At 64.5% G+C, this 25,853-nt stretch carries 22 protein-coding genes and 1 pseudogene; 12 read left to right on the forward strand and 11 right to left on the reverse strand.

The window, feature by feature from the left end; genetic code table 11:
• Window positions 1-197 precede the first annotated feature (197 nt).
• Window positions 198-2,042, reverse strand: coding sequence for a dihydroxy-acid dehydratase (ilvD, locus tag P9254_RS10965; RefSeq protein WP_278054746.1), 1,845 nt, complete (start codon window positions 2,040-2,042; stop codon window positions 198-200).
• A 253-nt stretch (window positions 2,043-2,295) separates the two neighbouring features.
• On the opposite strand from ilvD, the gene P9254_RS10970 reads away from it, so the two are divergent.
• Window positions 2,296-2,766, forward strand: a complete 471-nt coding sequence (locus P9254_RS10970; RefSeq protein ID WP_067324344.1) for a VOC family protein — start codon at window positions 2,296-2,298, stop codon at window positions 2,764-2,766.
• Window positions 2,767-2,851: 85 nt separating this feature from the next.
• Here P9254_RS10970 and P9254_RS10975 read toward each other — a convergent pair whose 3' ends face one another.
• The 3 genes from P9254_RS10975 to P9254_RS10980 form a co-directional block, all read right to left on the reverse strand.
• Entirely contained in the window at window positions 2,852-4,444 is a 1,593-nt protein-coding gene (locus P9254_RS10975) for a peptide chain release factor 3 (protein ID WP_095780207.1), read from the reverse strand.
• Between the two features lie 122 nt (window positions 4,445-4,566).
• Window positions 4,567-4,716 (reverse strand): DUF1127 domain-containing protein, encoded by a 150-nt coding sequence (locus P9254_RS29060; protein ID WP_278086216.1) that lies wholly within the window; start codon window positions 4,714-4,716, stop codon window positions 4,567-4,569.
• 224 nt (window positions 4,717-4,940) lie between these two features.
• Complete coding sequence (locus tag P9254_RS10980; protein WP_067003570.1) at window positions 4,941-5,222, reverse strand: DUF4242 domain-containing protein; 282 nt, start codon at window positions 5,220-5,222, stop codon at window positions 4,941-4,943.
• 203 nt (window positions 5,223-5,425) lie between these two features.
• Between P9254_RS10980 and P9254_RS10985 the strand changes: the two genes are divergently transcribed.
• Together P9254_RS10985 and P9254_RS10990 are read left to right on the forward strand one after the other, a co-directional pair.
• Window positions 5,426-7,234 carry a winged helix-turn-helix domain-containing protein gene (locus P9254_RS10985; RefSeq protein ID WP_278054749.1) on the forward strand — a complete coding sequence of 603 codons (1,809 nt, stop codon included), beginning with the start codon at window positions 5,426-5,428 and terminating at the stop codon, window positions 7,232-7,234.
• A gap of 67 nt (window positions 7,235-7,301) precedes the next feature.
• Window positions 7,302-8,375: an NAD(P)/FAD-dependent oxidoreductase gene (locus P9254_RS10990; RefSeq protein WP_278054751.1), complete on the forward strand. Its 1,074-nt coding sequence runs from the start codon at window positions 7,302-7,304 to the stop codon at window positions 8,373-8,375.
• Here the strand turns inward: P9254_RS10990 and P9254_RS10995 are convergent.
• The 3 genes from P9254_RS10995 to P9254_RS11005 all read right to left on the reverse strand — a co-directional run bounded on the left by P9254_RS10995 (window position 8,369) and on the right by P9254_RS11005 (window position 10,976).
• On the reverse strand, window positions 8,369-9,742 hold the full coding sequence (locus tag P9254_RS10995) for an amidase (protein ID WP_127215006.1): 1,374 nt from the start codon (window positions 9,740-9,742) through the stop codon (window positions 8,369-8,371). The two genes, P9254_RS10990 and P9254_RS10995, sit on opposite strands and share 7 nt — an antisense overlap.
• Window positions 9,743-9,904: 162 nt before the next feature.
• A complete protein-coding gene (locus P9254_RS11000; protein ID WP_278054754.1) occupies window positions 9,905-10,705 on the reverse strand; it encodes a class II glutamine amidotransferase in 801 nt (266 codons plus the stop codon).
• A 16-nt stretch (window positions 10,706-10,721) separates the two neighbouring features.
• On the reverse strand, window positions 10,722-10,976 hold the full coding sequence (locus P9254_RS11005) for a DUF6356 family protein (protein ID WP_095799471.1): 255 nt from the start codon (window positions 10,974-10,976) through the stop codon (window positions 10,722-10,724).
• 116 nt (window positions 10,977-11,092) lie between these two features.
• Between P9254_RS11005 and P9254_RS11010 the strand changes: the two genes are divergently transcribed.
• From P9254_RS11010 to P9254_RS11030, 5 genes are all read left to right on the forward strand, one after another.
• Window positions 11,093-11,563, forward strand: coding sequence for an Lrp/AsnC family transcriptional regulator (locus tag P9254_RS11010; protein ID WP_278054756.1), 471 nt, complete (start codon window positions 11,093-11,095; stop codon window positions 11,561-11,563).
• 84 nt (window positions 11,564-11,647) lie between these two features.
• On the forward strand, window positions 11,648-12,133 hold the full coding sequence (gene dut, locus P9254_RS11015) for a dUTP diphosphatase (RefSeq protein ID WP_278054758.1): 486 nt from the start codon (window positions 11,648-11,650) through the stop codon (window positions 12,131-12,133).
• On the forward strand, window positions 12,134-12,793 hold the full coding sequence (locus P9254_RS11020; RefSeq protein ID WP_278054759.1) for an HAD family hydrolase: 660 nt from the start codon (window positions 12,134-12,136) through the stop codon (window positions 12,791-12,793).
• Between the two features lie 172 nt (window positions 12,794-12,965).
• Window positions 12,966-13,823, forward strand: a complete 858-nt coding sequence (locus P9254_RS11025; RefSeq protein ID WP_278054761.1) for a hypothetical protein — start codon at window positions 12,966-12,968, stop codon at window positions 13,821-13,823.
• 74 nt (window positions 13,824-13,897) lie between these two features.
• On the forward strand, window positions 13,898-14,710 hold the full coding sequence (locus P9254_RS11030; RefSeq protein WP_278054763.1) for an isocitrate lyase/PEP mutase family protein: 813 nt from the start codon (window positions 13,898-13,900) through the stop codon (window positions 14,708-14,710).
• Between the two features lie 70 nt (window positions 14,711-14,780).
• Here P9254_RS11030 and P9254_RS11035 read toward each other — a convergent pair whose 3' ends face one another.
• Both P9254_RS11035 and P9254_RS11040 read right to left on the reverse strand, forming a co-directional pair.
• Entirely contained in the window at window positions 14,781-15,500 is a 720-nt protein-coding gene (locus tag P9254_RS11035) for a sulfate transporter family protein (RefSeq protein ID WP_278054765.1), read from the reverse strand.
• A 152-nt stretch (window positions 15,501-15,652) separates the two neighbouring features.
• Entirely contained in the window at window positions 15,653-16,555 is a 903-nt protein-coding gene (locus P9254_RS11040; RefSeq protein ID WP_278054767.1) for a DMT family transporter, read from the reverse strand.
• Window positions 16,556-16,819: 264 nt separating this feature from the next.
• Here P9254_RS11040 and P9254_RS11045 point away from each other — a divergent pair, with 264 nt between their 5' ends.
• From P9254_RS11045 to P9254_RS11055, 3 genes and pseudogenes are all read left to right on the forward strand, one after another.
• Complete coding sequence (locus P9254_RS11045; RefSeq protein WP_095780199.1) at window positions 16,820-17,812, forward strand: adenosine kinase; 993 nt, start codon at window positions 16,820-16,822, stop codon at window positions 17,810-17,812.
• Window positions 17,813-18,062: 250 nt separating this feature from the next.
• The gene (locus tag P9254_RS11050; protein ID WP_278054769.1) at window positions 18,063-18,737 is read left to right on the forward strand and encodes an antitoxin Xre/MbcA/ParS-like domain-containing protein; all 675 of its coding nucleotides are present in this window, start codon (window positions 18,063-18,065) and stop codon (window positions 18,735-18,737) included.
• Window positions 18,722-19,558: pseudogene (locus tag P9254_RS11055) on the forward strand (porin); the annotation flags it as partial. The gene P9254_RS11050 and the pseudogene P9254_RS11055, both read left to right, overlap by 16 nt.
• Window positions 19,559-19,652: 94 nt before the next feature.
• Here the strand turns inward: P9254_RS11055 and P9254_RS11060 are convergent.
• On the reverse strand, window positions 19,653-21,932 hold the full coding sequence (locus tag P9254_RS11060; RefSeq protein ID WP_067324316.1) for an NADP-dependent malic enzyme: 2,280 nt from the start codon (window positions 21,930-21,932) through the stop codon (window positions 19,653-19,655).
• A gap of 253 nt (window positions 21,933-22,185) precedes the next feature.
• Between P9254_RS11060 and mutS the strand changes: the two genes are divergently transcribed.
• Window positions 22,186-24,909, forward strand: coding sequence for a DNA mismatch repair protein MutS (mutS, locus tag P9254_RS11065; protein WP_278054772.1), 2,724 nt, complete (start codon window positions 22,186-22,188; stop codon window positions 24,907-24,909).
• 27 nt (window positions 24,910-24,936) lie between these two features.
• Here mutS and P9254_RS11070 read toward each other — a convergent pair whose 3' ends face one another.
• Entirely contained in the window at window positions 24,937-25,782 is an 846-nt protein-coding gene (locus P9254_RS11070) for an aldo/keto reductase (RefSeq protein WP_067324312.1), read from the reverse strand.
• Between the last annotated feature and the right edge of the window lie 71 nt (window positions 25,783-25,853).

Consider the following 25,853-nt stretch of genomic DNA (forward strand, 5'->3'; position numbering starts at 1 on the left):
TACGAGAAAGCCTCTCAAGAATCCTTCTTTTGCGGCTTGGCAATAGCCAATCAACTTATCTGCGATTCCCCTGCCCTTGTGGGGAGGGTCGCTGCGCAGCAGCGGGGTGGAGGTGCGGCGCCGACCGACCCGGACCTTCGGTCCGACCTCCCCACAGAGGGGCCCACAAGGGGAGGTAGGGGGCGCTGCCCGACTTATTATTCCGGCACTTTCCTGACAGCACCTTTGTCGGCGCTGGTGGCGAAGGCGGCGTAGGCGCGCAGCGCCGTCGTCACCTTGCGCTTGCGCTTTTCCTCAGGCTTCCAGGCATCCGCGCCCTTGGCCGCCATAGCCTTGCGGCGGGCGTCGAGCTCGGCCTCGCTGACGGCGAGATGGATCTTGCGGTTCGGGATGTCGATCTCGATCGTGTCGCCTTCCTGAACCAGGCCGATCAGCCCGCCCTCGGCGGCTTCCGGCGAGACGTGGCCGATCGAAAGGCCCGAGGTGCCGCCGGAGAAGCGGCCGTCGGTGATCAGCGCGCAGGCCTTGCCGAGGCCCTTCGACTTCAGATAGCTGGTCGGGTAGAGCATCTCCTGCATGCCGGGGCCGCCGCGCGGCCCCTCATAGCGGATGACGACGATGTCGCCCGCCTTGATGTCGTTGCCCAGGATCGCCTTGACGGAAGCGTCCTGGCTTTCGAAGACGCGGGCCGGACCGGTGAATTTCAGGATCGACTCGTCGACGCCGGCCGTCTTCACAATGCAGCCGTCGAGCGCCAGATTGCCCTTCAACACGGCGAGGCCGCCATCCTTCGAGAACGGCGTCTTGGCCGAGCGAATGACGCCCGTCTCGCGGTTCGTGTCGAGATCCTCCCAGCGGCGATCCTGGCTGAAGGCGACCTGCGTCGGCACGCCGCCGGGCGCGGCGCGGAAGAACTCGCGCACATTCTCTGCGGAAGTGCGGGCGATGTCCCAATGCTCGAGCGCTTCGCCCAGCGTTGCGGTGTGGACTGTCGGCAGATCGCGGTTGATCAGCCCGGCCTGGTCGAGTTGGCCGAGGATCGCCATGATGCCGCCGGCGCGGTGAACATCCTCCATGTGCACGTCGGACTTGGCCGGCGCCACCTTGCAAAGCACCGGCACTTTGCGCGACAGCCGGTCGATATCCTCCATGGTGAAGTCCACCTCGCCCTCATGTGCGGCAGCCAGAATGTGCAGCACCGTGTTGGTCGATCCGCCCATGGCGATGTCGAGGGCCATGGCATTCTCGAAGGCGCCCTTGGAGGCGATGCTTCGCGGCAGCGCGCTGTCGTCCTCCTGCTCGTAATAGCGCTGCGCGAGATCGACGATCAGATGGCCGGCCTCGACGAACAGCCGCTTGCGATCGGCATGGGTGGCCAAAGTCGAGCCGTTGCCGGGCAGCGAGAGACCCAACGCTTCGGTCAGGCAGTTCATCGAGTTGGCCGTGAACATGCCCGAGCAGGAGCCGCAGGTCGGGCAGGCCGAGCGCTCGATCACCTTGACGTCCTCATCTGAAATTCGGTCGTCGGCCGCGGCCACCATGGCGTCGACGAGGTCGAGCGCCTGCGCCTTGCCGCCCAGCACCACCTTGCCGGCTTCCATCGGGCCGCCGGAGACGAAAACGGTCGGGATGTTGAGGCGCAGCGAGGCCATCAGCATGCCGGGCGTGATCTTGTCGCAGTTGGAGATGCAGACCATGGCGTCGGCGCAGTGCGCATTGACCATGTATTCGACGGAATCGGCGATCAGCTCGCGCGACGGCAGCGAATAGAGCATGCCGTCGTGACCCATGGCGATGCCGTCATCGACGGCGATGGTGTTGAACTCCTTGGCGACGCCGCCGGCCTTCTCGATCTCGCGCGCGACGAGCTGGCCGAGATCCTTCAGGTGCACATGGCCCGGCACGAACTGGGTGAAGGAATTGACCACCGCAATGATCGGCTTGCCGAAATCACTGTCCTTCATGCCGGTGGCACGCCACAGGCCACGGGCGCCTGCCATGTTGCGGCCATGGGTGGTGGTGCGGGAACGGTAGGCGGGCATCGGTATTCCTTGCTGGCTGGCCGCGCTCAAACGTGGCGCGGCGGCGCTGTATTTCAGTCGGCAGCGGTTATAGCGGCCAAGGTCCGGCCTTGCCACAATTTTGCGCTGCGCCACGATTCTTCAGGAAATTTGAAAAATGCTGTCGGATCGCGCCGCGCCGAGCCGTCCTTGAGGCAGACGGTACGAAAGCCGCGCCAAATCGCCGGCGCGCCGTTGATAATGAGCCAACCTGAACAAGTCGGAGGAGCAAGATATGCAGAAGATCACCACCTTCCTTTGGTTCGACGGCCAAGCCGAGGAGGCCATGAACCACTATGTCGCCATCTTCAAGAATTCGAAGGTGCTTAGCGTCACGCGCTGGCCCAAGGGCCATCCCCAGGAAGGCCAGGTTCTGGTCGCCTCGTTCGAGCTCGACGGGGTGCAGTTCCAAGCCCTCAACGGGGGGCCGCAATACAAGTTCACCGAGGCGATGTCGCTGTCGATCGACTGCAAAACGCAGGAAGAAGTCGATTATTTCTGGGCCAGACTCACCGAAGGCGGCGGCGAACCGGGACGCTGCAGCTGGCTGAAGGACAAGTTCGGCGTTTCCTGGCAGGTCGTGCCGGAGCAGTTGCCGCGTCTGCTTCAGGACCCCGACAGAGCGAAGGCCGGGCGCGTGATGTCGGCGATGATGCAGATGGGCAAGATCGACATCGCCACGATCGAGGAAGCGGCGAAGGGGTGATTGCGCGTGAGTAGTGAACGGTGAATGGCGACTGGTGAGAATGCACGACTACTATTCACTATTCACTATCCACTATTCACCACAATCACGCCGCCTTGTCGCGGACCTGATAGTCCTTGACCGCGGCGAAGCGGATCGCTTTCCAGCGCTCGGCCTCGTAGTTGAGCGAGAAGGCGTGCTGGGCGAGGAAGACAGGATCGTTGTCGAGGTCGCGGGCGATGTCGCCGCGATGCGCCTCGATAAAGCGCTGGACATCCGCCCTGTCGTCGGCCGAGATCCAGCGGCAGACGGAGAAGCGCGACATCTCGAAATCCACCGGCAGCGTGTATTCGATGTTAAGCCGCTCCTTCAGCACATCGAGCTGCAGCGCGCCGACAACGCCGACGATGGCCGGCGAGCCGTCCTCAGGCGAGAACAGCTGCACGACGCCCTCCTCGGCCATCTGATGCAGCGCTTCCTTCAGCTTCTTGGCTTTCATCGCATCGCCGAGGCGGACACGGCGCAGGATTTCCGGCGCGAAGTTCGGCACGCCGCGGAACAGGATCTCCTCGCCCTCGGTCAGCGTGTCGCCGATGCGCAGCGTGCCGTGATTGGGTATGCCGACGACGTCGCCGGCGAAGGCCTCGTCGGCGGTGACGCGGGTGCGGGCGAAGAAGAATTGCGGCGCCGAGAGGCTCATCGGTTTGCCGGTGCGCACCAGCTTGGCCTTCATGCCGCGCTCCAGCTTGCCGGAGCAGACGCGGACGAACGCGATGCGGTCGCGATGGTTGGGGTCCATGTTGGCCTGGATCTTGAAGACGAAGGAGGTCATCTTCCCCTCCGTCGCCTCGACCGTGCGTTCATCGGCTGCCTGGGCCCGCGGCGGCGGCCCGTAGGCGCCGAGCGCCTCGATCAGGTCGCGCACTCCATAATTGCGCAGCGCCGAGCCGAAATAGACCGGCGTCAGATGGCCTTCGCGGAAGGCGTCTATGTCGAGAGGTCTGCACGCTTCCCGCGCGAGCTCCAGTTCCTCGATGAAGTCGTTGCGCTCGTTTTCCGGCAAAAGCCCGGCGACGCGATTGGAATCCGGGCCGTTTACGGGCGTGCGCTCCTTCTCGTCATCGCTCCGGCGCACCGCGTTCTGCGCCAGGTGATAGGTGCCCGAAAAGGTCTTGCCGCGGCCGATCGGCCAGGTAACCGGTGCTGTGTCCAGCGCCAGCTTCTGCTCGATCTCGTCGAGGATTTCGAACGGATCGCGGCTCTCGCGGTCCATCTTGTTGACAAAGGTGATGATCGGGATGTCGCGCAGCCGGCAGACCTCGAACAGTTTCAGCGTGCGCGGCTCGATGCCCTTGGCGGCGTCGATGACCATGACGGCCGAATCCACCGCAGAGAGCGTGCGGTAGGTGTCGTCGGCGAAATCCTCATGGCCGGGCGTGTCGAGCAGGTTGAAGACGTTGTCGTCATATTCGAAGGTCATCACCGAGGTGACGACCGAGATGCCGCGCTCGCGCTCGATCTTCATCCAGTCGGACCGGGTCTGGATGCGATCTTTCTTGGCCTTGACCTCGCCGGCAAGCTGGATGGCGCCGCCGAACAGAAGCAGCTTTTCGGTGAGCGTAGTCTTGCCGGCATCGGGGTGGGCGATGATCGCGAAAGTGCGGCGGCGCGAAACCGCCTGTTCGATGTCTTCTGCCAATTTTTGGAATCCTGTCTGTGGCGCGGGCTTCTAGCAGCGCATTTTGGGCGTGTCGACAGTTTCGGGCAGACCGGCACGGCCGAACAGCGTAGTCGATGTGGCCTGACAGAATCTTAGGCCGTTCAGGTTCGCTCGCGATGACGGTCCTGGCGGCCCAACCGGGTAGCTAAACGTATCTCCGCCCCCTCGATGCCGATGTCGCGCAGCAGATAGTCCGGCAATTCGTCCAGCGTGGCCCGACCCCTGCGATTTCGCAGGATGCGCGCAAGCACGCCTCCGCCGGAACGGCAGGTTTCGAAGATTCAACGAGGAACCGTCCGAGCGCGGAGTGGTTGGCCGCAAGCTCCTGTCCAAGGATGGTCATGGTTTATCCTCCTCTGTTTGAACGATGGAATCGGGAGGGCCAGACCTGCCCTCCCGAAGGTTTGGCCGACAGAAGATCAGGATCGATCGTGCTCGCAGCTGGCCTGCAGGCACTTCACGATCGGTCGCCCCGTCAGGCGGCGGCGTATGCCGTCGTCGGATCGAACAGGCGCTTCACCTGCGTGATCTTGGTGGCCGGGAAGCCGCTCATCTTGGCGTGGCGCTGAATGATCGCCTCGTCCTTGGCGAGGTAGACGCAGAAGGTCTTGTCATCCGCGACGAAGGATTCGACCCACTGAATGTCCGGGCCGAGCTCGGCGAGAACGGCGTTCGAGGCCTTGGAGGCGTCGCGAAGCTGCTCGCGCTCGAAGGTGCCGACCTTGGGAATTTCACGTTCGATGATGTATTTCTGCATTTCGCAATCTCCTTGATCTTGGGTTCAAATGCCTCCGGACGCTCGACCAGATTCGGTGCCGGTGACATCCCCGGGGCCGCTGGCTAAACTGCAGCTTGGCTCGCCGGGCAGACGGAGAATTGCGCAAGAGGCGGCCGACAGTCCTTACGCCGTCCTTATCTTCTTCCGATCCTTTGCCTAGTGCCGTTACAGGATTGCTGCCGATGGGAACTTATTGCTTCGGCGACTTCGAGCTTAATCAGGACGCTCGCTCCCTTCGTCTCGCCGGAAGCGAGATCGAGGTGCAGCCCCTGGTCTTCGATTTCCTCGCCATCCTGCTGCGGCACCGGGACCGGGCCATGAGCAAAGACGAATTGCTTGAAACGCTATGGCCGAGCGTGACAGTGACGGAAGCTTCGTTGCAGCGCGTGGCAAGCCTTGCCCGCGGCGTTCTTCGCCAGGGCGGCATGGAAACGGCGCTGCGCAACCTGCCCCGCTTCGGCTACCGGATTTGCCTCGACCTGCCGCCCATTTCGGCGAACGGGCCGGCCGGCGCGGGCGGCAAGCTTTCGAGCCCCGGTTCACCGGTTCTGTCGGCACGCGAAGCTGTTGCTGTCAGAAAATGGCACGAGGCCGCAGCCTGCTTCACCGAAGCGGATGCCGCTGGCGAGCTGCTGACGGCCGATCTCGAGGAATGGGCACTTGCGCTGGAGTGCATGGGGCGCCCGGCTGAAGCCATCCCGCTTCTGGCGCGCGCGGTGACTGCCTACGGCGTGGCCGGCGAGCGCTTGCGAGCGGCGTCCCCGGCAATCGGCCTGGCCAGGGTTCATCTGGAGAGAGGGGAACTTGCCGTCGCCAAGGGCTGGCACAAGCGGGCGGCGCAGCTGATCGATGGCGCAACCGACAGCAGGGAGCACGGCCTGTGGTGCTGGATGGGAGCGCGCATCATGGGCGCGGAAGCCGAGCCGGAGCAGGCGCTTGCGCTTGCCGAACAGGCTTTCGCGGTTGGCAGGGATCTCGAAGATCCGGTCGTGGAGTCGCTCGGGCTGATCTATCGCGGCTTTTTCAAGCTCTGCCTCGGTGAAACCAAATCCGGCCAGGAGGACCAGGATTTCGCCGCCGCGCTCGGCCTCTCCAGCGACGTGGACCCGGTCGTCGGCGGCATTCTCTACTGCAACATACTTTGGGCCTGCCGGAATTTTGGCGACTGGGCGAGGGCCAACCAATGGACCCTCGGTTATGAGGACTGGTGCAAGGGACATGGGCTTGAGGATCTGTCGGGCTCCTGCCGGCTGCATCGCGCCGAAGTGCTCGGCGTTCACGGCACGCTGAAGGAGGCTGAGGCGCTGGTACGCGCCGCGCTCGACCAGCTCGCCGTCGACGCCCCCTGGGCGACGGGCGATGCGCTGCGTGTCTTGGGTGACATTCATCTGGCTGCCGGAGATCTCACGGAGGCGGAAACAGCCTATCGGGCGTCCCATGCCGCCGGCTGGGATCCGCAGCCCGGCCTGGCGCTGCTGCAGCTGGAACAAGGCCAGGCCGAGGCCGCCTTCAGCGCTCTCGAGCGCTCCCTGGTCGGAAACGGCTGGCCGACGCTGCAGCGGCGAGGCATGGTCCTTGCCACTCTCGCCAAGGTGGCGGCGCGCACCAATCGTCTCGAGCGTGCAAAAGAAGTCATCACCGAGCTGGAGAGCCAGCCGCAGCGCTGGCCGATGGCCTCCATCCGGGCGCTGACCGCCGAGGCCAAGGCTGAACTTTTCATACGGGAAGGCCGCCTCACCGAGGCTGTTCGGGAGCTGCAGACCGCATGCTCGCGCTGGAGCGAGGTCGGCTCGCCGGTCAATGTCGCCGATGCGAGGCTTGCGCTCGCGGCGCTGCTCATTCAGCTCGGCGATCGTTCCGGCGCGGAGCTGGAACTCGGCACAGCGTTGGCGTTAGCGAAGAAGGTCGACTCTTCACGGCTCACGCGGCGCTGCGAAGAGCTGAAGGGCCTGGTTGTCGGGACGCAGAAGATAGCGGTGGGCGGCGCTTAGCCGCTTCTCGCTTGAGGTCTGGCCGGCGCGATGGCATGACGGGGAAATCTCCTCTGAAGGTTATGGCATGAGCAGCGCGAAACAAGTCATCGTCATCGGCGCCGGCATCATCGGCGCATCGATCGCCTGGCATCTGGCAAAGGCCGGAGCGCGGGTGACGGTCGTCTCGACAAGCGGCGCCGGCGGCGTCGCGACGCCCAATTCCTTCGCCTGGATCAACGCAAGCTGGGGCAACCCGGAGACCTATTTCCGGCTGCGTATCCGGGCGATGAACGAATGGAAACGCTTGGCGAATGATCTGCCGGGCCTGCCGCTTGCCTGGTGCGGCGGCCTGTGCTGGGACCTGCCGGCGGACAAGCTCAAAGCCTATGCGGCCGAACATGCGTCCTGGGGCTACGGCATCGAGCGGGTCGGCCGCGAGCAGGCGGCGCGGATCGAGCCCAACCTGACCGAGCTTCCCGATTTTGCGCTTCATGTCGCCGAGGAAGGCGTGGCCGAGCCGGTGGCGACCGCAACGGCGCTGCTGGCGGACGCAGAACGGCGCGGCGCGCGGCTCATTACGGGGACTGTCGATAGACTGACTCTATCGGGCGGCAGGCTCACCGGCGTCGTCGTTGCGGGTGAAACCATCGCCGCCGACGAGGTGGTGATCGCCGCCGGCGCCGGCGCTCCGGCGATCGCCGCGACGGCAGGCGTCCAGTTGCCGATCAAGACGCCGCCCGGTCTGATCGTGCATTCGCGACCCTACAGGAAGCTCCTCAACGGCCCGGTGCTGGCCGAGAGGCTGCATATGCGGCAGACGGCCGATGGCCGGATCATCGCCGGCTCGGATTTTGGCGGCGGCGATCCGGGCGAGAACCCGGAGGCAACCGCGCTTGAGCTTTTCGAAGCGGTGAAAGCGATGCTGCGCGGCGCCGACGGGCTGGAGTACGATTTCCACACAGTCGGCTATCGTCCTACTCCGATCGATGGTTTCCCAATTGTTAGCCGCGCCGACGGCGTAGGCGGCGTCTATGCCGCCGTCACCCATTCCGGCATCACGCTGGCACCCGCCATCGGCCTGTTTGCGGCCCGCGAAATCGTCGATGGCGAGCGCGATCCATTGCTCGCGCCTTATGCGCTGTCGCGCTTCGCTCAGTAGCCCGGCGGCCGGCGAAACCCGTCGGTCAGCGGCGCGATCGCCGCAGCGACGCCGAGCAGTCTCGCCTCCGACCAGCGCTTGCCGACCAGTTGCAGGCCGATGGGCAACCCGTTGCTGTCCTGCCCGCCTGGTATCGCCAGCGCCGGATGGCCGGAATAATTGAAGACCGCGCCATAGGCCGGCAGCATCCAATAGCTCTCGTCCTTGCCGTCGACCTTCAGCGGGCTGCCTGGCTTGCAGTGCGGAAAGGCCGTTGTCATGGCGACCGGGCAAAGCAAGGCATCACAGCTTTCGAAGAACCGCTCCCAAGCAAGAATCGACCGGTCGCGGCGAGCGAGCGCCGCGAACCAGCGCGACACCGGCGCAGGCTGTTCCGGCGGTTCCGGTTGCGCTGCCTCCAGCATCATGCCGATCAACTTGCCGCCCTCGGTGAGATCATCATGCAGGTCGAGCTTCGGCAGTTTGGCTTCCTCGACGTGCGCGCCGGCGGAAGCCAGCCTAGCAGCCAATCTCTCGACCGCGGCGCCGATCTCGGCGGCCACCGGAAAGCCGCGGAAGGTGCCGGCGAAGGCGATGCGCAGCGATTTCAGCTCGAGCCTCGGTATGGGATCAACCGGCACCGGCGCCAGATCGGTATCGCCGCCGTCCGGACCGGCAATGATCCGGTAAATCAGCGCCAGGTCCTCCAGATTGCGAGCAATCGGCCCAACACAGGACATCAAGCGGACGCTGCGCGGAATGCCGCCCGGATCGGGAAAAGCGCCGGCCAGCGAGACGCGATGCTCGGTCGGCTTCAGGCCGTAGACGCCGCAAAAGGCGGCGGGCAAGCGGATGGAATTCTGCATGTCGGTGCCGACCTCGAAGGGCATCATGCCCGTCGCGACCGCAGCCGCAGCGCCGCCGCTGGAGCCGCCCGCTGTGCGCGACGGATCCCAAGGGTTGCCGGTGCGGCCGAACAGCGGATTGTCAGATTGCCAGTCGCCCAGCATGGTGGCGACATTGGTTTTGCCGACCAGCACGCCGCCGGCTCTCTTTAGCCTGGCAACCACAGGGCTGTCCTGCTTGGGAACGTTGTCGGCAAATGGCGGGAAGCCGACCGTCGTCTTCATGCCAGCGGTCTCGTGCGCATCCTTCAGCGTGAACGGCACGCCGTGCAGCGGGCCGAGCGCGGCGCTGCGGGCCAGTGCCGCATCGGCTTCTCGGGCACGCTGAAGCGCGCCTTCCCGATCGAGGAGGACGACGGCGTTCAGAGCTTCGTTATGCCGGTCGATCTGCGCCAGATGCGCGTCGAGCGCCTCCACGGCCGAGATTCTCCGGCGGGCAATTGCTGCCGCGAGTTCGGTAGTCGAGGAAAATCCGATGTCCATGGTGCTGCACTCCGGCTGCTTGCCGCGCTGCGCCTTGAACATGGCGGATGAGACCGCGGCTTCAAGCCGAATTCAGCATTGTTAGGACAGCGGTGCTTGATCGAAATTGCGCCCACCTGTGGTCAGGGCGGCGCTGTCCCGCGACCTTCGCTACGTTTGGAGCTAGACGGCCAACGCGAACTTAGCAACGGTCGGCGCGAACGGCCGGATGTTTGTGCCGTCCCTTGTCATGGTGACAAAGCTCGACGGCGGGATCGCCTGCCATTCGCCGCCGTCGCGGTCGAACGGTTCGGAGACGATGCAGCGGCCGGCGCGGCTCGCGAATGCGCCGGTATAGAGCGTTGGCGCCTGGCCGTCGGTGGCGTAGCGCACGGCGTAGAGCGCCTCGCCATCGGAAAATGCCGCTGTCAGCTTCAGGGAGGGTTCGAGACCGGCGCGGCGCGAAGCCTCGAGAACGCGGCTGGTGGCGCGGGCTACCGCGCCTTGCGGGTCGGCGGACAGGCCTTCGTCGAGCATCAGCAGGAAGAAGAGTTCGGAATCAGTCGTCCCTTCGCGCTGGTCGAAGACAGCATCCGACAGCGAATTCTCAAGCGCGCGGCGGATCTTCTCGAAGCCGCCGATCTGGCCGTTATGCATGAACGACCAGCGGCTGGAGACGAAGGGATGGCAGTTCATGCGGCTGGTCGCGCCGCCGGTGGAGGCGCGCACATGGGCGAGGAACAGGCCTGATTTGATCTGCCGGCAGAGGCTTTTCAGATTGGGGTCCGACCAGGCCGGCAGGATGTCGCGGTAAAGGCCGGGCTCGGGACGATCGCCATACCAGGCGAGGCCAAAACCGTCGCCATTGGTCGGCGATTTGGCCTCCTGGGCGCAGTGGCTCTGGGCAATCAGCGAGTGGCAGGGCGCCGTGATGATGTCTTCGAGGAAGACCGCTTCACCAAGATAGGCCGCCCACCGGCACATCGCATTCCACCACTTATCAGGCGCGATCCATCAGAGCCTGAGGCTCCTTCACCGCGTGTGAGCTTCTGTTATTCGTGCGCTCATAGAGCTCACGGACGATTCGGCTGGCGGTAGTCTCGAACAGAAATGGCAAGAAAGCGTGAACGAGGGCGGCGCCCGCGGCCATCGACAGGCGGGAGCAGAACCAGGCGGCGAAGGCCATGTGGCCGAAATAGGTTTCGCCAACCTTGGCCGGGTGAGACGTAAAGAGCGCCGAAAACCGCGTCGTCATGGTGATCCCTCCTGCCGGGATGAGCCCCGATATTGTGTATCCTGCCACGAGTTGAAGGTTCATCGATCCCAAATTGTCCTTGTGTCTAGCCCTATTTTGGGACATTTATCCCAAGAATGGCATATGATATCGACGAAACTGATCGGAGATTGCTGGCCGAACTGCAGCGCGACGGCACGCTTTCCGTCGACCAGTTGTCGGAGCGCGTGGCCTTGTCCCGCAACCCCTGCTGGCGGCGCGTGAAGCGGCTGGAGGAGGAGGGCGTCATTACTGGGCGCGTGGCGCTGGTCGATGCCGACAAGCTTGGACTCGGGCTTTCGGTGTTCATCCTGATCCGCACGTCGAACCACGACCCGGACTGGCTGCAAAATTTCCGGGCGGCGGTGACGGGCTTTGCGGAGATCACCGGCGTCTACCGCATGTCGGGCGACCTCGACTATGTGCTGAGAGCCCGCGTCGCCGACGTGAAAGCCTATGACAGGCTCTATCAGCGGCTGATCGCCAAGGTGCCGCTGTCGGACGTCTCCGCTTCCTTCGTCATGGAGGAGATCAAGGAGACGACCGTCGTTCCGGTGGAGTTGCGCTGACGCGGAACCGCATTGAAAGAAAGGCGTTGATAGCGTCGCGGCCGGGTTGACCGAATCGGCAGCCGCGCCGATAGGAATGGGCTCATGCGCACGGCTGTCTATCCTTCCTCCGTCATCGGCCCCACCGTCGGTTTCGTCAGGCTTCCGCATGGCGAGGGCTTGCCGCTGCCGGCCTATGAAAGCGCGGGCGCGGCCGGGATGGACCTGCGAGCCGCGGTGCCGGAAGACCGGCCGCTGCTCATCCTGCCCGGAAAACGCGCGCTGGTGCCGACCGGGCTGATCGTGGAAATCCCGGAAGGCATGGAAGGCCAGGTGCGGCCGCGCTCCGGCCTCGCCTTCAAACATGGACTGACCGTGCTCAACACGCCCGGCACCATCGACAGCGATTACCGCGGCGAGGTGAAAGTGCTGCTCGTCAATCTTGGCGATGAGGACTTCGCGGTGACGCGCGGCATGCGGATCGCGCAGATCGTGTTTGCGGCAGTCACGCAGGTGGCCGGCGAAGAACGGGCGCTCGCCGGCGGCACGGCGCGCGGCGCCGGCGGTTTCGGATCGACCGGCACCGCCTAGATGCACGTCCCAAAACTGGTCATCTTCGATTGCGACGGGGTTCTGGTCGACACCGAGAACCTTGCCAATCGGCGCCTCGCCGACTGGCTTTGTGAACCGGGCTTTCAAACCACATTCGAATATTGCCGCAAGACCTTCTCGGGCCGCAGCATGGCCTCGGTGCAGAAAGAGATCGAAGAGGCGACCGAGGCCCGGCTCGGCGCCGACTTCGTCGAACGCTGGAACGCCGGCCTGCCGGATCTATTCGCGCATGGCGTCGAGGCGATCCCTCACGTGCGCGATTTCATCGAAAAGGTGCGCGCCGCCGGTATTGCCTATTGCGTCGCCTCGTCGGCGCGGGTTTCGAAGATGCATATCACGCTCGGGCAGACCGGCTTGTTGCCGCTGTTCGAGCACGCCATGTTTTCCTCGACCATGGTCGGGCGCGGCAAGCCGTTCCCGGACCTCTTCCTGCATGCGGCAAAGACGATGGGCTTCGCGCCGGTCGACTGCATCGTCATCGAGGACAGCGTCGCCGGCACCCAGGCCGGCATTGCCGCCGGCATGCGCGTGTTTTCCTATCACGCCGATCCATTCTCGGACCGCGACGGGCTGGCGGACGCCGGCGGGATCCTGTTCGACGACATGCGGGACCTCGCAGGACTGGTGCCGATCCTTTGATCGGACACTGGAGCGGTTCCGCTTTCGTCGAATTGCCGACCCGCTCTATGATTTAGTTTACGCAATTCCGGACGGAAAACTGGTTCACATTCTTCCTGGAATTGCTCCGGGCTGTGCGGCGAAATCTTCCGTGCTAGCGTGCAGCCGTCAAACAGCCGGCGGCTCCCACCCCATGAAATTCACCCTGCTTCGCCTCGCCCTCGCTCTTGTGCTTCTGTTATGGTTTTGGGGCCCGGCGAGCGCGGAAAATGTCAGCTTTCCGGACTTTGCCAGCGCCATCCCGGGCCACAAGGACGTCACCTATCTCGATCTGGCCAGGATGGTCATCCCCGATCTGGCGTTGAACGCCGATGGCTTCTACCACGGCGGCTTGCCGATCGAAATGCGCCATGTCGCCGGTCCGGACAGCGGTGGCTCGCCGCCTGAGACATCAAGCCTGCCCAATGCTGCGGTGCTGGCCATCAAGGCCGGCGGCAAGGACCGGCTGACCATGTTGTTCGATCTCGGCGACTCTCCCGACAGCGCCGAGGGCTATGCGATGCTGGCGCTCTACGATCTGACCGGCGGCAAGCCGGCGCTGCTCGACGCGGTCAATGTCGCCGTCGATCGCAGCACCTATTTTCGCGAACCGAACAAACTGTCGGTCAGCGCCGGTGACGATATCCTCATGACCATGAGCACGCATTTCAATTCGAGCCAGGGCTATGTGATCACGCCGTTGATCATGGTGCGCAACGACAAGTTCGAACTGATCGACATGATCTACACGTTCGATGAAAGGCTATGCACCTACAGCCGCAAGCAGGACATCGCTTTTAAGGCCATTGCCGGTGGCCGGCCGCATGCAGCCATCAAGGTGACGGTGACCGATGCCACGATACCAAGCGGCGAAAGCTGCGACGATGCGGCGCCCGAGGCGTCCTCGAAAGACATTTCAGTCATCTATCATTGGGATAAGAAAGCGTCGCGCTACGTGGCGGGTTCAGACGCCCTCAAAAGGTTGTCAGCAGAGAACGAGAAACGCTTCTGAGCCGATCGCATTCGTTTGCCCGAGCGGGGCGACCGCGATAAATTCCCCGCACGACCCATGATTGAGGACCCGCCATGGACAAGGGCAAGATTTTTCGCGATCTGCACGCCTCGACGTTCGTCATGCCCAATCCCTGGGATGTCGGCACGACCAAGCTTCTGGCTTCCTTCGCCTTCAAAGCGCTGGCCACGACCAGCGCCGGCTTCGCCTTCTCGCGCGGTCTGCCCGACGGCGCGGTGACATTCGAGGCCATGATCCACCATTGCCGCGAAGTGACGGCGGCAACCGACCTGCCGGTTTCGGCCGATCTCGAGCGCGGCAAGGGCGACAGCGCCGAGCAGGCGGCAGAAACCATCTTCGCGGCGGAAGCCGCCGGCCTTGCCGGCTGCTCGATCGAGGACCATACCGGCGATCACGAGAATCCGATCTACGAGTTCTCGCATGCTGTCGAACGCGTCGCCGCGGCCGCCGAGGCGGCGCGCGCCCTGAAGCACGATTTTGTGTTCACCGCGCGGGCCGAGAATTTCCTTTGGGGCAAGACCGATCTCGACGACACGATCAAGCGTCTGCAGGCTTTCGAGAAAGCCGGCGCCGACGTGCTCTACGCGCCGGGCCTGAGCGACATCGACGCGGTGCGGACGGTCTGCTCCGCGGTCAGCAAGCCGGTCAATGTCATGGCGCGACCGGGCTTCACCGTGGCCGACCTTGCTGCGGCCGGCGTAAAACGCGTCTCGCTCGGGCCATGGCTGACGAATTTCGCCTTTGGCATGCTGGAAACCGCTGCGCGGGAAATCCAGCAGGACGGCACCTTCGGCTTCACCCGTTCGGCGATGCCGTTCGGCAAGCTGCAGGCGCTGTTCCGCGGGGGCGGTACCGAGCAGGATTAGTGCGTTCAGCGTTTCACGGAAACACCGAACCGCTCTATCCCCTTGTTGCGCATTTCCGGACGAAAAACCGCTACGCGCTTTTCCTGAGATTGCGCTGGACCGGGTCCCGCGCCGAAACCGCCTTGTGCAGATGCACCATCATGGCGGCGGCAAAGAGCGGCGTCAAAAGGTTGAGCAGCGGCACGGCAAGGAAGACCGCGATCAGCAGTCCGGCCAGGAATACCGTGCCCGCATACTTCCGGCGCAGCGCCTTGGCTTCAGCCTCGGGGCGGAAGCGCATGGCGGCGAACTCGAAGAATTCGCGACCCAGCAGATATCCATTGGCGATGAAGAAGGCGGCGAGGTTGATGCCCGGCACGAGGAGCAGCAGCAGGGCGACGATGTTGCCGAGGATCACGACGCCAAAGAACTTTATCGCCAGCGCCAGCGACTGCAGCAACGGCACGGCGCGGCCGGGCGGATCGCCGGGATAGTCGGTGCGCTCGACCACCTCGGCGATATCGTCGAGGAACAACCCGGCGACGATTGCCGTCACGGGTGCCACGAGCAGCGCCATGCCCATTGCCAACAGGATGCCGGCGATGATGCCGCTCAGCCATCCTGCCCAGGACGGCAGGCCGGGCACAAATGTCTGCAGCCACGGCCATGCCAGCCATTCGAGCAGGCTCTCGATGCCGAACCACAGCGCCCCCAAGGCGAGCAGCGTCAGGCCCAGCGTCTTCAGGAAGACGGAGCGGAATTCAGGTGAGAACAGCCGGCTGGCGGCAGCGCGCGCGGCATCGAGGATCACGGCAGGTCCAAGCCCTTACAGAGGAGCAACGATCCCGAGATAGGCGGGCTTGCTAAGCGGCGCAACTAAGCGCGTCGCGTCGACGCGCCTTAGGTTTTGTCTCGATGCATGTCGTTCTCCCAAAACCGCCATGCACTTTTGGGCGACATGCATTATTGCGCAAGCTTGGCCTGTCTGGCCGGAATGGTCATCGCCGCGACGCCAACGACGACGAAGCCCATGCCGAACCAGGCGCTCGGCCCGAGGCTTTCGCCCAGAAAGACGGCGCCGATGCCTACGCCGATCGGCACGCGCAGATAGGCCTGCGAAGTGGTGCCGACCGAGCCCAGCGTGTGGATAAGCCGGAAGAAGATCGAAAAGGCGAGCGCGGTGGAGAAGACCGAAAGCCCGAAGAGCGCCAGGATCGATTCCGTCGACGGCGTCAACGTCCAGGGCCGGTCGAAGACGAGGCTCAAGGGGATCAGGATCGCGGCGCCGCAGACCATCGAGCCGGCGGCCGGCACCATAGGATCCAGACCTCTGAAGTTTCGGCCAAAGATGGCGGCACCGGCATAGCAGACGGTGGCGGCGACGACCGCAATCTGCGCCCAGAGCTGATGGCCGATGCCGCCCAGCGCCTCAGTGCCGACGATGAGGCAAATGCCGGCGATGCCGGCGCCGACGCCGACCAGCTTGCGCAATGTCACCGGCTCGTGGCGGGTGATCAGCGTCGTCAGCAGGAAGGTGAAGATCGGCGATGTCGCGTTGAGGATTGTGGCAAGGCCGGCGTCGATCGAACGTTCGGCGGCGGCGATCAGCGTGAACGGGATGACGCTGTTGAGGCAAGCCTGGAACATGAAGCGGCGCCACATGACCACCTCCCGCGGCATGGCAAGGCCGCGCCAGCGAATGAGGCCAAGCAGAATGCCGCCGGCGATCAGCGTGCGCCCGGCGATGAAGGTCACTGGCGGGATCGTCTCGACGCCGATCTTGATGAAGGTGTAGGAGGCACCCCACAACACCGCCAGCAGGCCAAGCAGCGCCAGCTCGGTCGTCATCTCGGTCTTATCGGACATGGGATTTCGCGCCTTCAGCCTGTTTCGACGGTCCGTTCTAGCTCACACCGCGGCTTAGATGTTTCGATGACGCTCCAACCATAGCCGCCGTCGCCTCTAACGATATGGTCCAGTTCGGCGCGACGGCTGCCGCAGCAACCGGCCGGAAGTCGGCGAAGCGGAAACCGGTGCCGATTTTCGGGGTAGGCAAAGCGGCTGCGAGCCGCTAGACCCGCGCGCGGCCGGCGTGGCAGAAAGCCGGACAATCGTTGCGCGGAGACATTGATGCCGGAATATGACGTGCTTTGCATCGGCAATGCCATTGTCGACATCATCGCGCAATGCGACGAGGCCTTTCTGGAAACCAACGGCATCATCAAGGGCGCGATGAACCTCATCGACACCAGGCGCGCCGAGCTGCTCTACAGCCGCATGGGACCGGCCATCGAAGCTTCGGGCGGCAGCGCCGGCAACACGGCGGCGGGCGTGGCGAGCTTCGGCGGCCGCGCCGCCTTTTTCGGCAAGGTGTCGAACGATGCGCTCGGCGACATCTACAGCCATGATATCCGCGCCCAGGGCGTGGCCTTCGACACCAAGCCACTGCAAGGCGAGCCGCCGACGGCTCGCTCGATGATCTTCGTCACGCCGGACGGCGAGCGCTCGATGAACACCTATCTCGGCGCCTGCGTCGAGCTGGGGCCGGAAGATGTCGAGGCCGACAAGGCGGCCGGCGCCAAGGTCACCTATTTCGAGGGTTATCTGTGGGATCCGCCGCGCGCCAAGGAAGCGATCCGGCAGACCGCGAGGCTGGCGCATGCGGCGGGGCGCGAAGTGTCGATGACGCTGTCGGATTCTTTCTGCGTCGACCGCTACCGCGACGAGTTCCTCGATCTGATGCGCTCCGGCACGGTCGACATCGTCTTCGCCAACAGCCACGAGATCAAGTCGCTCTACCAGACCGCTTCCTTCGAAGACGCGCTGGCGGCAATACGCAAGGATTGCAAGATCGCCGCCGTCACCCGCTCGGAAAAGGGCTCGGTGATCGTGCGCGGCGACGAGACCGTCACTATCCGCGCGACCACGATCAAGGAACTGGTCGACACGACCGGCGCGGGCGACCTCTATGCCGCCGGTTTCCTCTATGGATACACGACCGGACGCAGCCTCCAGGACTGCGGCGACCTCGGCTCGCTGGCGGCCGGGCTGGTTATCCAGCAGATCGGCCCGCGACCGCGCCAGAATCTGCGCCGCGAAGCGGAACAGGCGGGCCTGCTTTAGTTCCGCCGCGTCATCCCGGTCGGGCGCCAAATGAACCCGGCTGTCGCGCCGCTGTCATAGATCGCTCCTAGAGGCACATTGGGCGTTCTGCGACTGACATTTCAGGACGGCCGCAGCAGTTGGGGTGTCAAAAATGCAAGACAGCAACCTTCACGGTCGCTGCGTCCGTCACCATTGCGATAGCCGCTTTCCGCTGTAGCCGTTCAACGACGGCACAGTTTGGGAGAAGCGCGACGCGCAAGACAGATGCATGACCAGATTTCAGAATCCGCCTGAAGGAACTTCGCAAGACGCCTTGGCCGGACTTGTGGCCGAGGCTGTGCGACAGGCTCTGATGCAGCATGGCGTCCTAATGGAGGCGGAGGCGCTGATCTGCGCCACCGCTATGGCCGGCGGTGTTGCCGCCGCCCTTCCGTTCCTGCCGCAGGCGCAGCGGCTTGCCATCACCTCCTTCAAGGGCAGTTGGACCGGGCTCGCCTCCGAATTCTTCCGCGCGATGGCGGAGAAGATCGCGCGCGCCGAGCCGCGCGACGCAGGCAGCAGGGACGAAAATCCGAAGATCGGGGCCGGCAAGCCCATCGCCCGGCCCTTTGCCGAGCTGGTCTCCGAGCTGCAGTCGATGCTGATCGAAGACTGGGCCGGCGAGGTCGCAGGTTCGACCTATCTGGAAGAGAAGTTCCGCATACCTCGCTCGACGCTGCACCGCTGGCAAAGGCGCCGTGAGGTCGTCGCGCTGCGCAAAGGCGGCCGCAAGCATGTCTTCCCGCTCGCCCAGTTCATCGACGGCAGGCCGGCCCCCGGCATAAGCGAGGTGTTGGCGGCCATCACCAATCCGAGATTGGCCTGGTTCTGGCTCGCTCATCCCTGCCCCGAACTGGATGGCCGCGTCCCCGTCGAAATGCTGCGCGAGAGCTCGGCACGTTGAAGACCTACACCGAAACGCGCTTCAACTTCGGTGACAAGAACCTGGTCACCTCCAACGGTGAGGTTGACACCAACCCCGCTGCCAACAAGGCGCCCGACCTGCATTTCGCCTGGATCCAGCTCGGCGGCCTGCGCGTCGGTAAGGACGAAACGTCTTATGACCAGTTCGTCGGTTACGCGGGCAATGTCATCCAGGACACGATCATTCCGTACGGCGTCAAGGACACCAACGTCGTCAGTTACTACTTCGATGTGGACGGCGGCTTCTCGGGCGTCATCTCGCTCGAAGAGGGCTCCGGCGTGACCGGCACGATCGACAGCTACGTTCCTCACGTCGTCGGCGGCTTGAAGTACAAGGGCGACTGGGGTGCGATCACCGGCGTCGTCGCCTATGACAGCAATTACGAGGAAGTCGCCGGCAAGGTTCGCTTGGACGTCAATGTCAGCAAGGAACTGACTTTGTTCGTCATGGGCGGCTACGGCACCGACGACAACCTCAATGACAATGCCGGCAACGCCATCGATGCCAGCGGTCGCGGCTTCTACAAGCCGTGGGGCGGCAATTGGGCCGTCTGGGGCGGCGGCACCTACAAGTTCAACGACAAGACGGCGTTCAATCTCCAGGCTTCGGCCGACGACGACAAGAACTACGCTTTGGCGGCGAACGTCGCCTACACCATCGTGCCGGGCTACACGATCACGACCGAAGTCGACTGGAACCACTTCGGCCACTTCTACGACGGCACTCCGTTCGGCAACTGGACCAAGGCCGACAAGAAGGACAGCGTCGGCGGCATCGTCCGCTTCCAGCGCAATTTCTGATCGAAAGCTGCGACCCAAACAGAAAGGCCCGCGGCATCGCCACGGGCCTTTTTGCTTTTGAGTTCGGCAAAGGGCGGGGCGCGGCGGCCGCCCGTCAATTCCCCGCCGTATAGGCCGCGATCGCCGCCATGTTGACGATGTCTGAGTCCTTGGCGTTGAGCGAGACGATCTGCACCGGCTTGTTCAGACCGACCAGCAGCGGGCCGATGACGGTCGAGCCGCCGAGTTCCTGCAGCATCTTGGTCGAGATCGAGGCCGAGTGGAAGGCGGGCATGACCAGCACATTGGCCGAACCGGTCAGCCTGATGAACGGGTACTGCGCCATGGCGCGCGGGTTCAGCGCCACGTCGGCGGCCATCTCGCCGTCATATTCGAAGTCGACGCGGCGCTTGTCGAGGATGCGCACCGCCTCCTGCACCCGCTCGGAGCGCTCGCCCTGCGGATGACCGAAGGTGGAGTAGGCGAGCATGGCAATCCTCGGCTCGTAGCCCATGCGGCGGGCAAAGCCGGCCGCCTCCTCGGCGATGTCGGCGATCTGCTCGGCATTCGGCATGTCGTGCACGGCGGTGTCGGCAACCAGCACGGTGCGACCCCTTGCCAGCACGATCGAAACGCCGATCACGCGGTGGCCTGGCTTGGCGTCGATGACGCGGCGCACGTCGTCGAGCGCGGTGGAATAGTTGCGGGTCACGCCGGTGACGATGCCGTCGGCGTCGCCCAGCGCCACCATGCAGGCGGCGAAATGGTTGCGGTCGTTGTTGATCAGGCGCTGACAGTCGCGGAACAGGTAGCCCTTGCGCTGCATGCGTTCGTAGAGATAGTCGGTGTAGATCCCATTGCGGCGCGACAGCCTGGCATTGATGATCTCGAGGCCTTGCTTGTTGAGTTCGATGCCGGCGTTGCGGGCATTCTCCTTGATGACGTCGTCGCGGCCGAGCAGGATCGCCGTGCCCAGCCTCTGGTTCACATAGGAGACGGCGGCGCGCATCACCTGCTCCTCCTCGCCTTCGGCGAAGACGATGCGCTTGGGCTGGCGGCGGACGCGGTCGTAGATGCGCTGCAAGGTCGAGGCGATCGGATCGCGGCGGGCGGAGAGCTCATGCGCGTAGCGGTCGAGATCGAGGATCGGCTTGCGGGCGACGCCGGACTCCATCGCGGCCCTGGCCACGGCAAGCGGGATCGCCGAGATCAGGCGCGGATCGAAGGGCACCGGGATGATGTAGTTGGGGCCGAATTTCGGCCGGTTGCCCTGATAGGCGGCGGCGACGTCGTCGGGCACGTCCTGGCGCGCCAGCTCGGCCAGGGCGCGTGCGGCGGCGATCTTCATCTCGTCATTGATGGTGGTCGCCCTAACATCCAGCGCGCCGCGGAAGATGTAAGGGAAACCCAGCACATTGTTGACCTGGTTCGGGTAATCCGAGCGGCCGGTGGCCATGATGGCGTCGGTGCGAATCTCGCCCACTTCCTCGGGCGTGATCTCCGGATCCGGATTGGCCATGGCGAAGATGATCGGGTTCTTTGCCATCGACTGCACCATGGCGGGGGTCAGCGCGCCCTTGGCGGAGAGCCCGAGAAACACGTCGCAGCCGTCCAGCGCCTCGGCGAGCGAGCGCGCCTCGGTCTTGACCGCATGCGCCGACTTCCACTGGTTCATGCCTTCGGTGCGGCCCTGGAAGACCACGCCCTTGGTATCGCACAGGATGATATTTTCCGGCGAAAAACCCATCGCCTTCATCAATTCGATACAGGCGATGCCCGCTGCGCCCGCGCCGTTGCAGACCATTTTCGTGGTCTTCATGTCTCGGCCGGTGATCTCCAGCGCGTTGATCAGCCCGGCAGCCGAGATGATGGCGGTGCCGTGCTGGTCGTCGTGGAAGACGGGGATGTCCATCAGCTCGCGGAGCCGCTGCTCGATGATGAAGCATTCCGGCGCCTTGATGTCCTCGAGATTGATGCCGCCGAAGGAAGGTCCGAGGAAGCGCACGCAGTTGATGAACTCGTCGGCGTCCTCGGTCGCCACTTCGAGGTCGATCGAATCGACATCGGCGAAGCGCTTGAACAGCACCGACTTGCCTTCCATGACCGGCTTCGAAGCCAGGGCGCCGAGATTGCCAAGACCGAGGATTGCAGTGCCATTGGAGATGACGGCGACCATGTTGCCGCGCGTCGTATAGTCGAAGGCGCGGCTTGGATCCTCCGCGATTGCGCGCACAGGAACGGCGACGCCCGGAGAATAGGCGAGGCTCAGATCGCGTTGCGTGGCCATCGGCTTGGTGGCGACGATCTCCAGCTTGCCCGGCCGACCCATGGCGTGGAATTCGAGCGCCTCCTGCGCGCTGACGGAGGGCCCGCTGCTTTCGGTTTTCCTGGCCATGATGCTTTTGATTTCCTCGCCTGTGCGGCACCGCTTGGGACGGCTGCTTGCTTATGGTTCCCACCGATTAAGGCTACACGCGGCGACTGTAAACCGACAAGCCGGGCGAAGCTGCTTCAACGCAGAAGGCCGGCAATGCGGCGGACCGATTGACGGCGAGCTGGCAGCATGGCTCGCGCTTTCCCCTGCTTTTCGAGCCTCCGGCATTAAACCGCCCTGCCACATCTGCTAGCGTTCGGGCATGAACATGCACATGCCGACCGATACCGACGCCCAGGAAACGACGACGCCGGCGCCCACCATGGGCGGCGTCACACCGATGATGGAGCAGTATATCGAGATCAAGGCGGCGAACCCGGATTCGCTTCTGTTCTACCGCATGGGCGATTTCTACGAGCTGTTCTTCGACGACGCCGAAAAGGCGAGCCAGGCGCTCGGCATCGTGCTCACGCGGCGCGGCAAGCACCAGGGCCACGACATCCCGATGTGCGGCGTGCCGGTGCATGCGGCGGACGATTATCTGCAGAAGCTGATCGCGCAAGGCTTCCGCGTTGCCGTGTGCGAGCAGATCGAGGACCCGGCGGAAGCCAAGAAGCGTGGCTCGAAATCGGTGGTGCGCCGCGACGTGGTGCGGCTGGTCACGCCGGGCACCATCACCGAGGACAAGCTGCTTGCACCCTCGGAGTCGAGCTTCCTGATGGCGCTGGGGCGAGTGAAGGGCGGCAATGCAGCCAGCCAAGGCAGTTTCGCGCTTGCCTGGATCGACATCTCGACGGGCGCGTTTCGGGTGGCTGAAACCTCGGCCGAACGGCTGCTTGCCGACATTTTCCGCGTCGATCCGCGCGAGCTGATCGTCGCCGAGCCGGTGTTCCATGACGCGGAGCTGCGGCCGGTCTTCGACGTGCTCGGCCGGGTCGCCAACCCGCAGCCGCCGTCGCTGTTCGATTCGGCGTCGGCCACGGGTCGCATCGCCCGCTTCTTCGAGGTGGCGACCCCGGACAGTTTCGGCACTTTTTCGCGTGCCGAGCTGTCGGCGATCTCGGGCGCCATCGCCTATGTAGAGAAGACGCAGAAGGCCGAACGGCCGCCGCTGTCGCGGCCCGAGCGCGAGGAGAACGGCTCGACGCTTTTCATCGACCCGGCGACGCGCGCCAATCTGGAACTCCTGCGCACGCTATCCGGCAGCCGCGAAGGCTCGCTGTTCAAGGCGATCGACCGAACCGTGACCGGGGGCGGGGCGAGACTGCTCGCCGACCGGCTGATGGCGCCGCTGACCGACCCGGCATTGATTTCCGCTAGGCTGGATTCGGTGTCGTTCTTTCGCGCCGAAGCGCGGCTTTGCCAGGGATTGCGAACGAACCTGAAAAGTGTCGCCGACATGCCGAGGGCGCTCTCCAGGCTGGCGCTCAACCGCGGCGGCCCGCGCGACCTTGGGGCGCTCAGCGCCGGCTTCGAGGCCGCGGGCGCGATCGCCGCACTGTTTGCGACGACGCCGCTCCCCGCCGAACTCGCCGCGGCGCTCGCGGCGATCCATGGCTTGCCCAAGGCGCTCGCCCGCCATCTCGGCGAGGCGCTCGACGACGAATTGCCGCTCATCAGGCGCGACGGCGGCTTCGTGCGATCAGGCTACAATGCCGAACTCGACGAGATGCGGGCGTTGCGCGATGAGTCGCGAAAGGTGATCGCCGGGCTGGAGCGCTCATTGATCGAAGAGACCGGCATCCGCTCGCTGAAGATCCGGCACAACAATGTGCTCGGCTACTATATCGAGGTGACGGCCAACCATCATTCGATCATGACCGGCAGCGACGCTGCGAAGGCGCGCTTCATCCATCGCCAGACCATGGCCAACGCCATGCGCTTCACCACGACGGAACTGGCGGAGCTGGAATCGAAGATCGCCAATGCCGCCGATAAGGCGCTGAGCATCGAGCTTGCCACCTTCGACCGGCTGACGGCTGAAGTGGTGAGCGAGGCCGACAGCATCCGCGCCGGGGCCGAGGCACTTGCAGTCCTCGACGTATCGTCGGCCTTGGCGCTGCTTTCCGAAAGGGAGGGCTGGTGCCGGCCGGTCGTGGATTCCAGCCTCGCCTTCGAGATTGCCGGCGGCCGCCACCCGGTGGTCGAACAGGCGCTCAGGCGATCAGGCGAAGGTCCGTTCGTCGCCAATGACTGCGACCTCTCGCCTGAAAACGGGGCAAAGGCCGGCGCCATCTGGCTGCTCACCGGCCCGAACATGGGCGGCAAGTCGACCTTCCTGAGGCAGAACGCGCTGATCGCCATCCTTGCCCAGACCGGCTCCTTCGTGCCGGCCGAAAGCGCCCATATCGGTGTCGTCGACCGGCTGTTCTCGCGCGTCGGCGCCTCGGACGATCTCGCGCGCGGCCGCTCGACCTTCATGGTCGAGATGGTCGAGACCGCGGCGATCCTGAACCAGGCGGGGGAGCGGGCACTGGTCATCCTTGACGAGATCGGCCGCGGCACCGCGACCTTCGACGGTCTGTCGATCGCCTGGGCGGCGGTCGAATATCTGCATGAGAAGAACCGTTGTCGTGCGATCTTCGCCACGCATTTCCACGAGATGACGGCGCTGGCCGGCAAGCTTTCGCGGCTTTCCAACGTCACCATGCGGGTCAAGGAATGGGAAGGCGACGTCGTCTTCCTGCACGAGGTCGGCAAGGGTGCCGCCGACCGTTCGTACGGCGTGCAGGTGGCTCGGCTCGCCGGACTGCCGGAAGCGGTGGTGGCGCGCGCCAAGCAAGTGCTGCACCAGCTCGAGGAAGGCGAAGTTTCCGGCAAGACCAACCGGCTGGTCGACGATCTGCCGCTGTTTTCGGTGGCGGTGAAGCGCGAAGCGCCGAAGCCGGCGAAGAACGATGTCCTGGGCGAAGCACTGGGCGCGATCAATCCGGACGAGATGACGCCAAGGGAGGCGCTGGAGGCGCTCTACAGGCTGAAGGGGCTGGCGGCGAAATAAGGCTTTCCAGCGTCATTGCGAGCGCGCCTAGATCATCTCCAGCCCGCGCTTGCGCGTCGGCGGCGGGAAGGCGCGGTCAAGTTCGGCAAGGTCTTCCGCCGTCAGGACGATGTCGAGCGCCGCAGCATTCTGGCGGACGTGCTCCTGCCGGCTGGCCTTCGGGATGGCAACGACGCCTTTCTGCGTCATTACCCAGGCAAGCGCGATCTGCGCGGCGGTGGCGTTGTGGCGGGCGGCAACGGCGTCGAGTCTGGCGTTGCGCGCCAGCGCGCCCTGCTCGACCGGCGAATAGGCCATCAGCGGGATGCCGCGCTCAAGGCTCCAGGGCGCGAGGTCGAATTCCGGACCGCGCCGAGAGAGATTGTAGAGGACCTGGTTGGTTTGGACGTGGGCGCCGGAGGGTAGGCCGACCAGTTCCTCCATCTCGTCGGTATCGAAATTGCTGACGCCCCAATGGCGGATCTTGCCGGCCGCCTTCAAGGCCTCGAAGGCTCCGATCGTTTCCGACAGCGGCACGCTGCCCGGCCAGTGCAGCAGATAGAGGTCGATGCGGTCGGTGGCGAGCCGTTTCAGACTGTTCTCGCAGGCCCGCTTGACGCCGGCGCGCGAGGCGTTGGACGGCAGTACCTTGGAAACCAGAAAAGTCTCGTCGCGGCGTCCGGCGATGGCTTCCGCCACCACCTCCTCGGCGCCGCCGCCGGCATACATTTCCGCCGTATCGATAAGCGTGATGCCGAGATCCAGCCCAAGCCTCAGCGCCGCGACCTCGTCGGCGCGGCGCCGGCCGTCCTCACCCATCTTCCACGTGCCTTGACCCAGCACCGGAACGGCTTCGCCTGACGGCAGGAAAGTGGTTCTGATTTTAGAAGACATGGCCCGCTCCGCGTGAGGCTGGATCGCAGCACAAGCATGGCCGAAAATCCAGGCCGAAGTCCTCGCCTTCG

Source organism: Mesorhizobium sp. WSM4983 (assembly GCF_029625765.1).
In the GTDB taxonomy this organism is placed as follows: domain Bacteria; phylum Pseudomonadota; class Alphaproteobacteria; order Rhizobiales; family Rhizobiaceae; genus Mesorhizobium.

What these genes read in the sequence shown, in the direction of transcription:
- P9254_RS11025 (WP_278054761.1), top strand. Translation starts at nt 12,966, where the DNA reads ATGAAATTCACCCTGCTTCGCCTCGCCCTCGCTCTTGTGCTTCTGTTA.
- P9254_RS10995 (WP_127215006.1), bottom strand. Translation starts at nt 9,742, where the DNA reads ATGGACATCGGATTTTCCTCGACTACCGAACTCGCGGCAGCAATTGCC.
- P9254_RS10980 (WP_067003570.1), bottom strand. Translation starts at nt 5,222, where the DNA reads ATGCAGAAATACATCATCGAACGTGAAATTCCCAAGGTCGGCACCTTC.
- P9254_RS11005 (WP_095799471.1), bottom strand. Translation starts at nt 10,976, where the DNA reads ATGACGACGCGGTTTTCGGCGCTCTTTACGTCTCACCCGGCCAAGGTT.
- P9254_RS11050 (WP_278054769.1), top strand. Translation starts at nt 18,063, where the DNA reads ATGACCAGATTTCAGAATCCGCCTGAAGGAACTTCGCAAGACGCCTTG.
- mutS (WP_278054772.1), top strand. Translation starts at nt 22,186, where the DNA reads ATGCCGACCGATACCGACGCCCAGGAAACGACGACGCCGGCGCCCACC.
- P9254_RS11060 (WP_067324316.1), bottom strand. Translation starts at nt 21,932, where the DNA reads ATGGCCAGGAAAACCGAAAGCAGCGGGCCCTCCGTCAGCGCGCAGGAG.
- P9254_RS11040 (WP_278054767.1), bottom strand. Translation starts at nt 16,555, where the DNA reads ATGTCCGATAAGACCGAGATGACGACCGAGCTGGCGCTGCTTGGCCTG.
- P9254_RS11070 (WP_067324312.1), bottom strand. Translation starts at nt 25,782, where the DNA reads ATGTCTTCTAAAATCAGAACCACTTTCCTGCCGTCAGGCGAAGCCGTT.
- P9254_RS11020 (WP_278054759.1), top strand. Translation starts at nt 12,134, where the DNA reads ATGCACGTCCCAAAACTGGTCATCTTCGATTGCGACGGGGTTCTGGTC.
- P9254_RS11045 (WP_095780199.1), top strand. Translation starts at nt 16,820, where the DNA reads ATGCCGGAATATGACGTGCTTTGCATCGGCAATGCCATTGTCGACATC.
- dut (WP_278054758.1), top strand. Translation starts at nt 11,648, where the DNA reads ATGCGCACGGCTGTCTATCCTTCCTCCGTCATCGGCCCCACCGTCGGT.
- P9254_RS10970 (WP_067324344.1), top strand. Translation starts at nt 2,296, where the DNA reads ATGCAGAAGATCACCACCTTCCTTTGGTTCGACGGCCAAGCCGAGGAG.
- ilvD (WP_278054746.1), bottom strand. Translation starts at nt 2,042, where the DNA reads ATGCCCGCCTACCGTTCCCGCACCACCACCCATGGCCGCAACATGGCA.
- P9254_RS10985 (WP_278054749.1), top strand. Translation starts at nt 5,426, where the DNA reads ATGGGAACTTATTGCTTCGGCGACTTCGAGCTTAATCAGGACGCTCGC.
- P9254_RS11030 (WP_278054763.1), top strand. Translation starts at nt 13,898, where the DNA reads ATGGACAAGGGCAAGATTTTTCGCGATCTGCACGCCTCGACGTTCGTC.
- P9254_RS11010 (WP_278054756.1), top strand. Translation starts at nt 11,093, where the DNA reads ATGGCATATGATATCGACGAAACTGATCGGAGATTGCTGGCCGAACTG.
- P9254_RS11000 (WP_278054754.1), bottom strand. Translation starts at nt 10,705, where the DNA reads ATGTGCCGGTGGGCGGCCTATCTTGGTGAAGCGGTCTTCCTCGAAGAC.
- P9254_RS10990 (WP_278054751.1), top strand. Translation starts at nt 7,302, where the DNA reads ATGAGCAGCGCGAAACAAGTCATCGTCATCGGCGCCGGCATCATCGGC.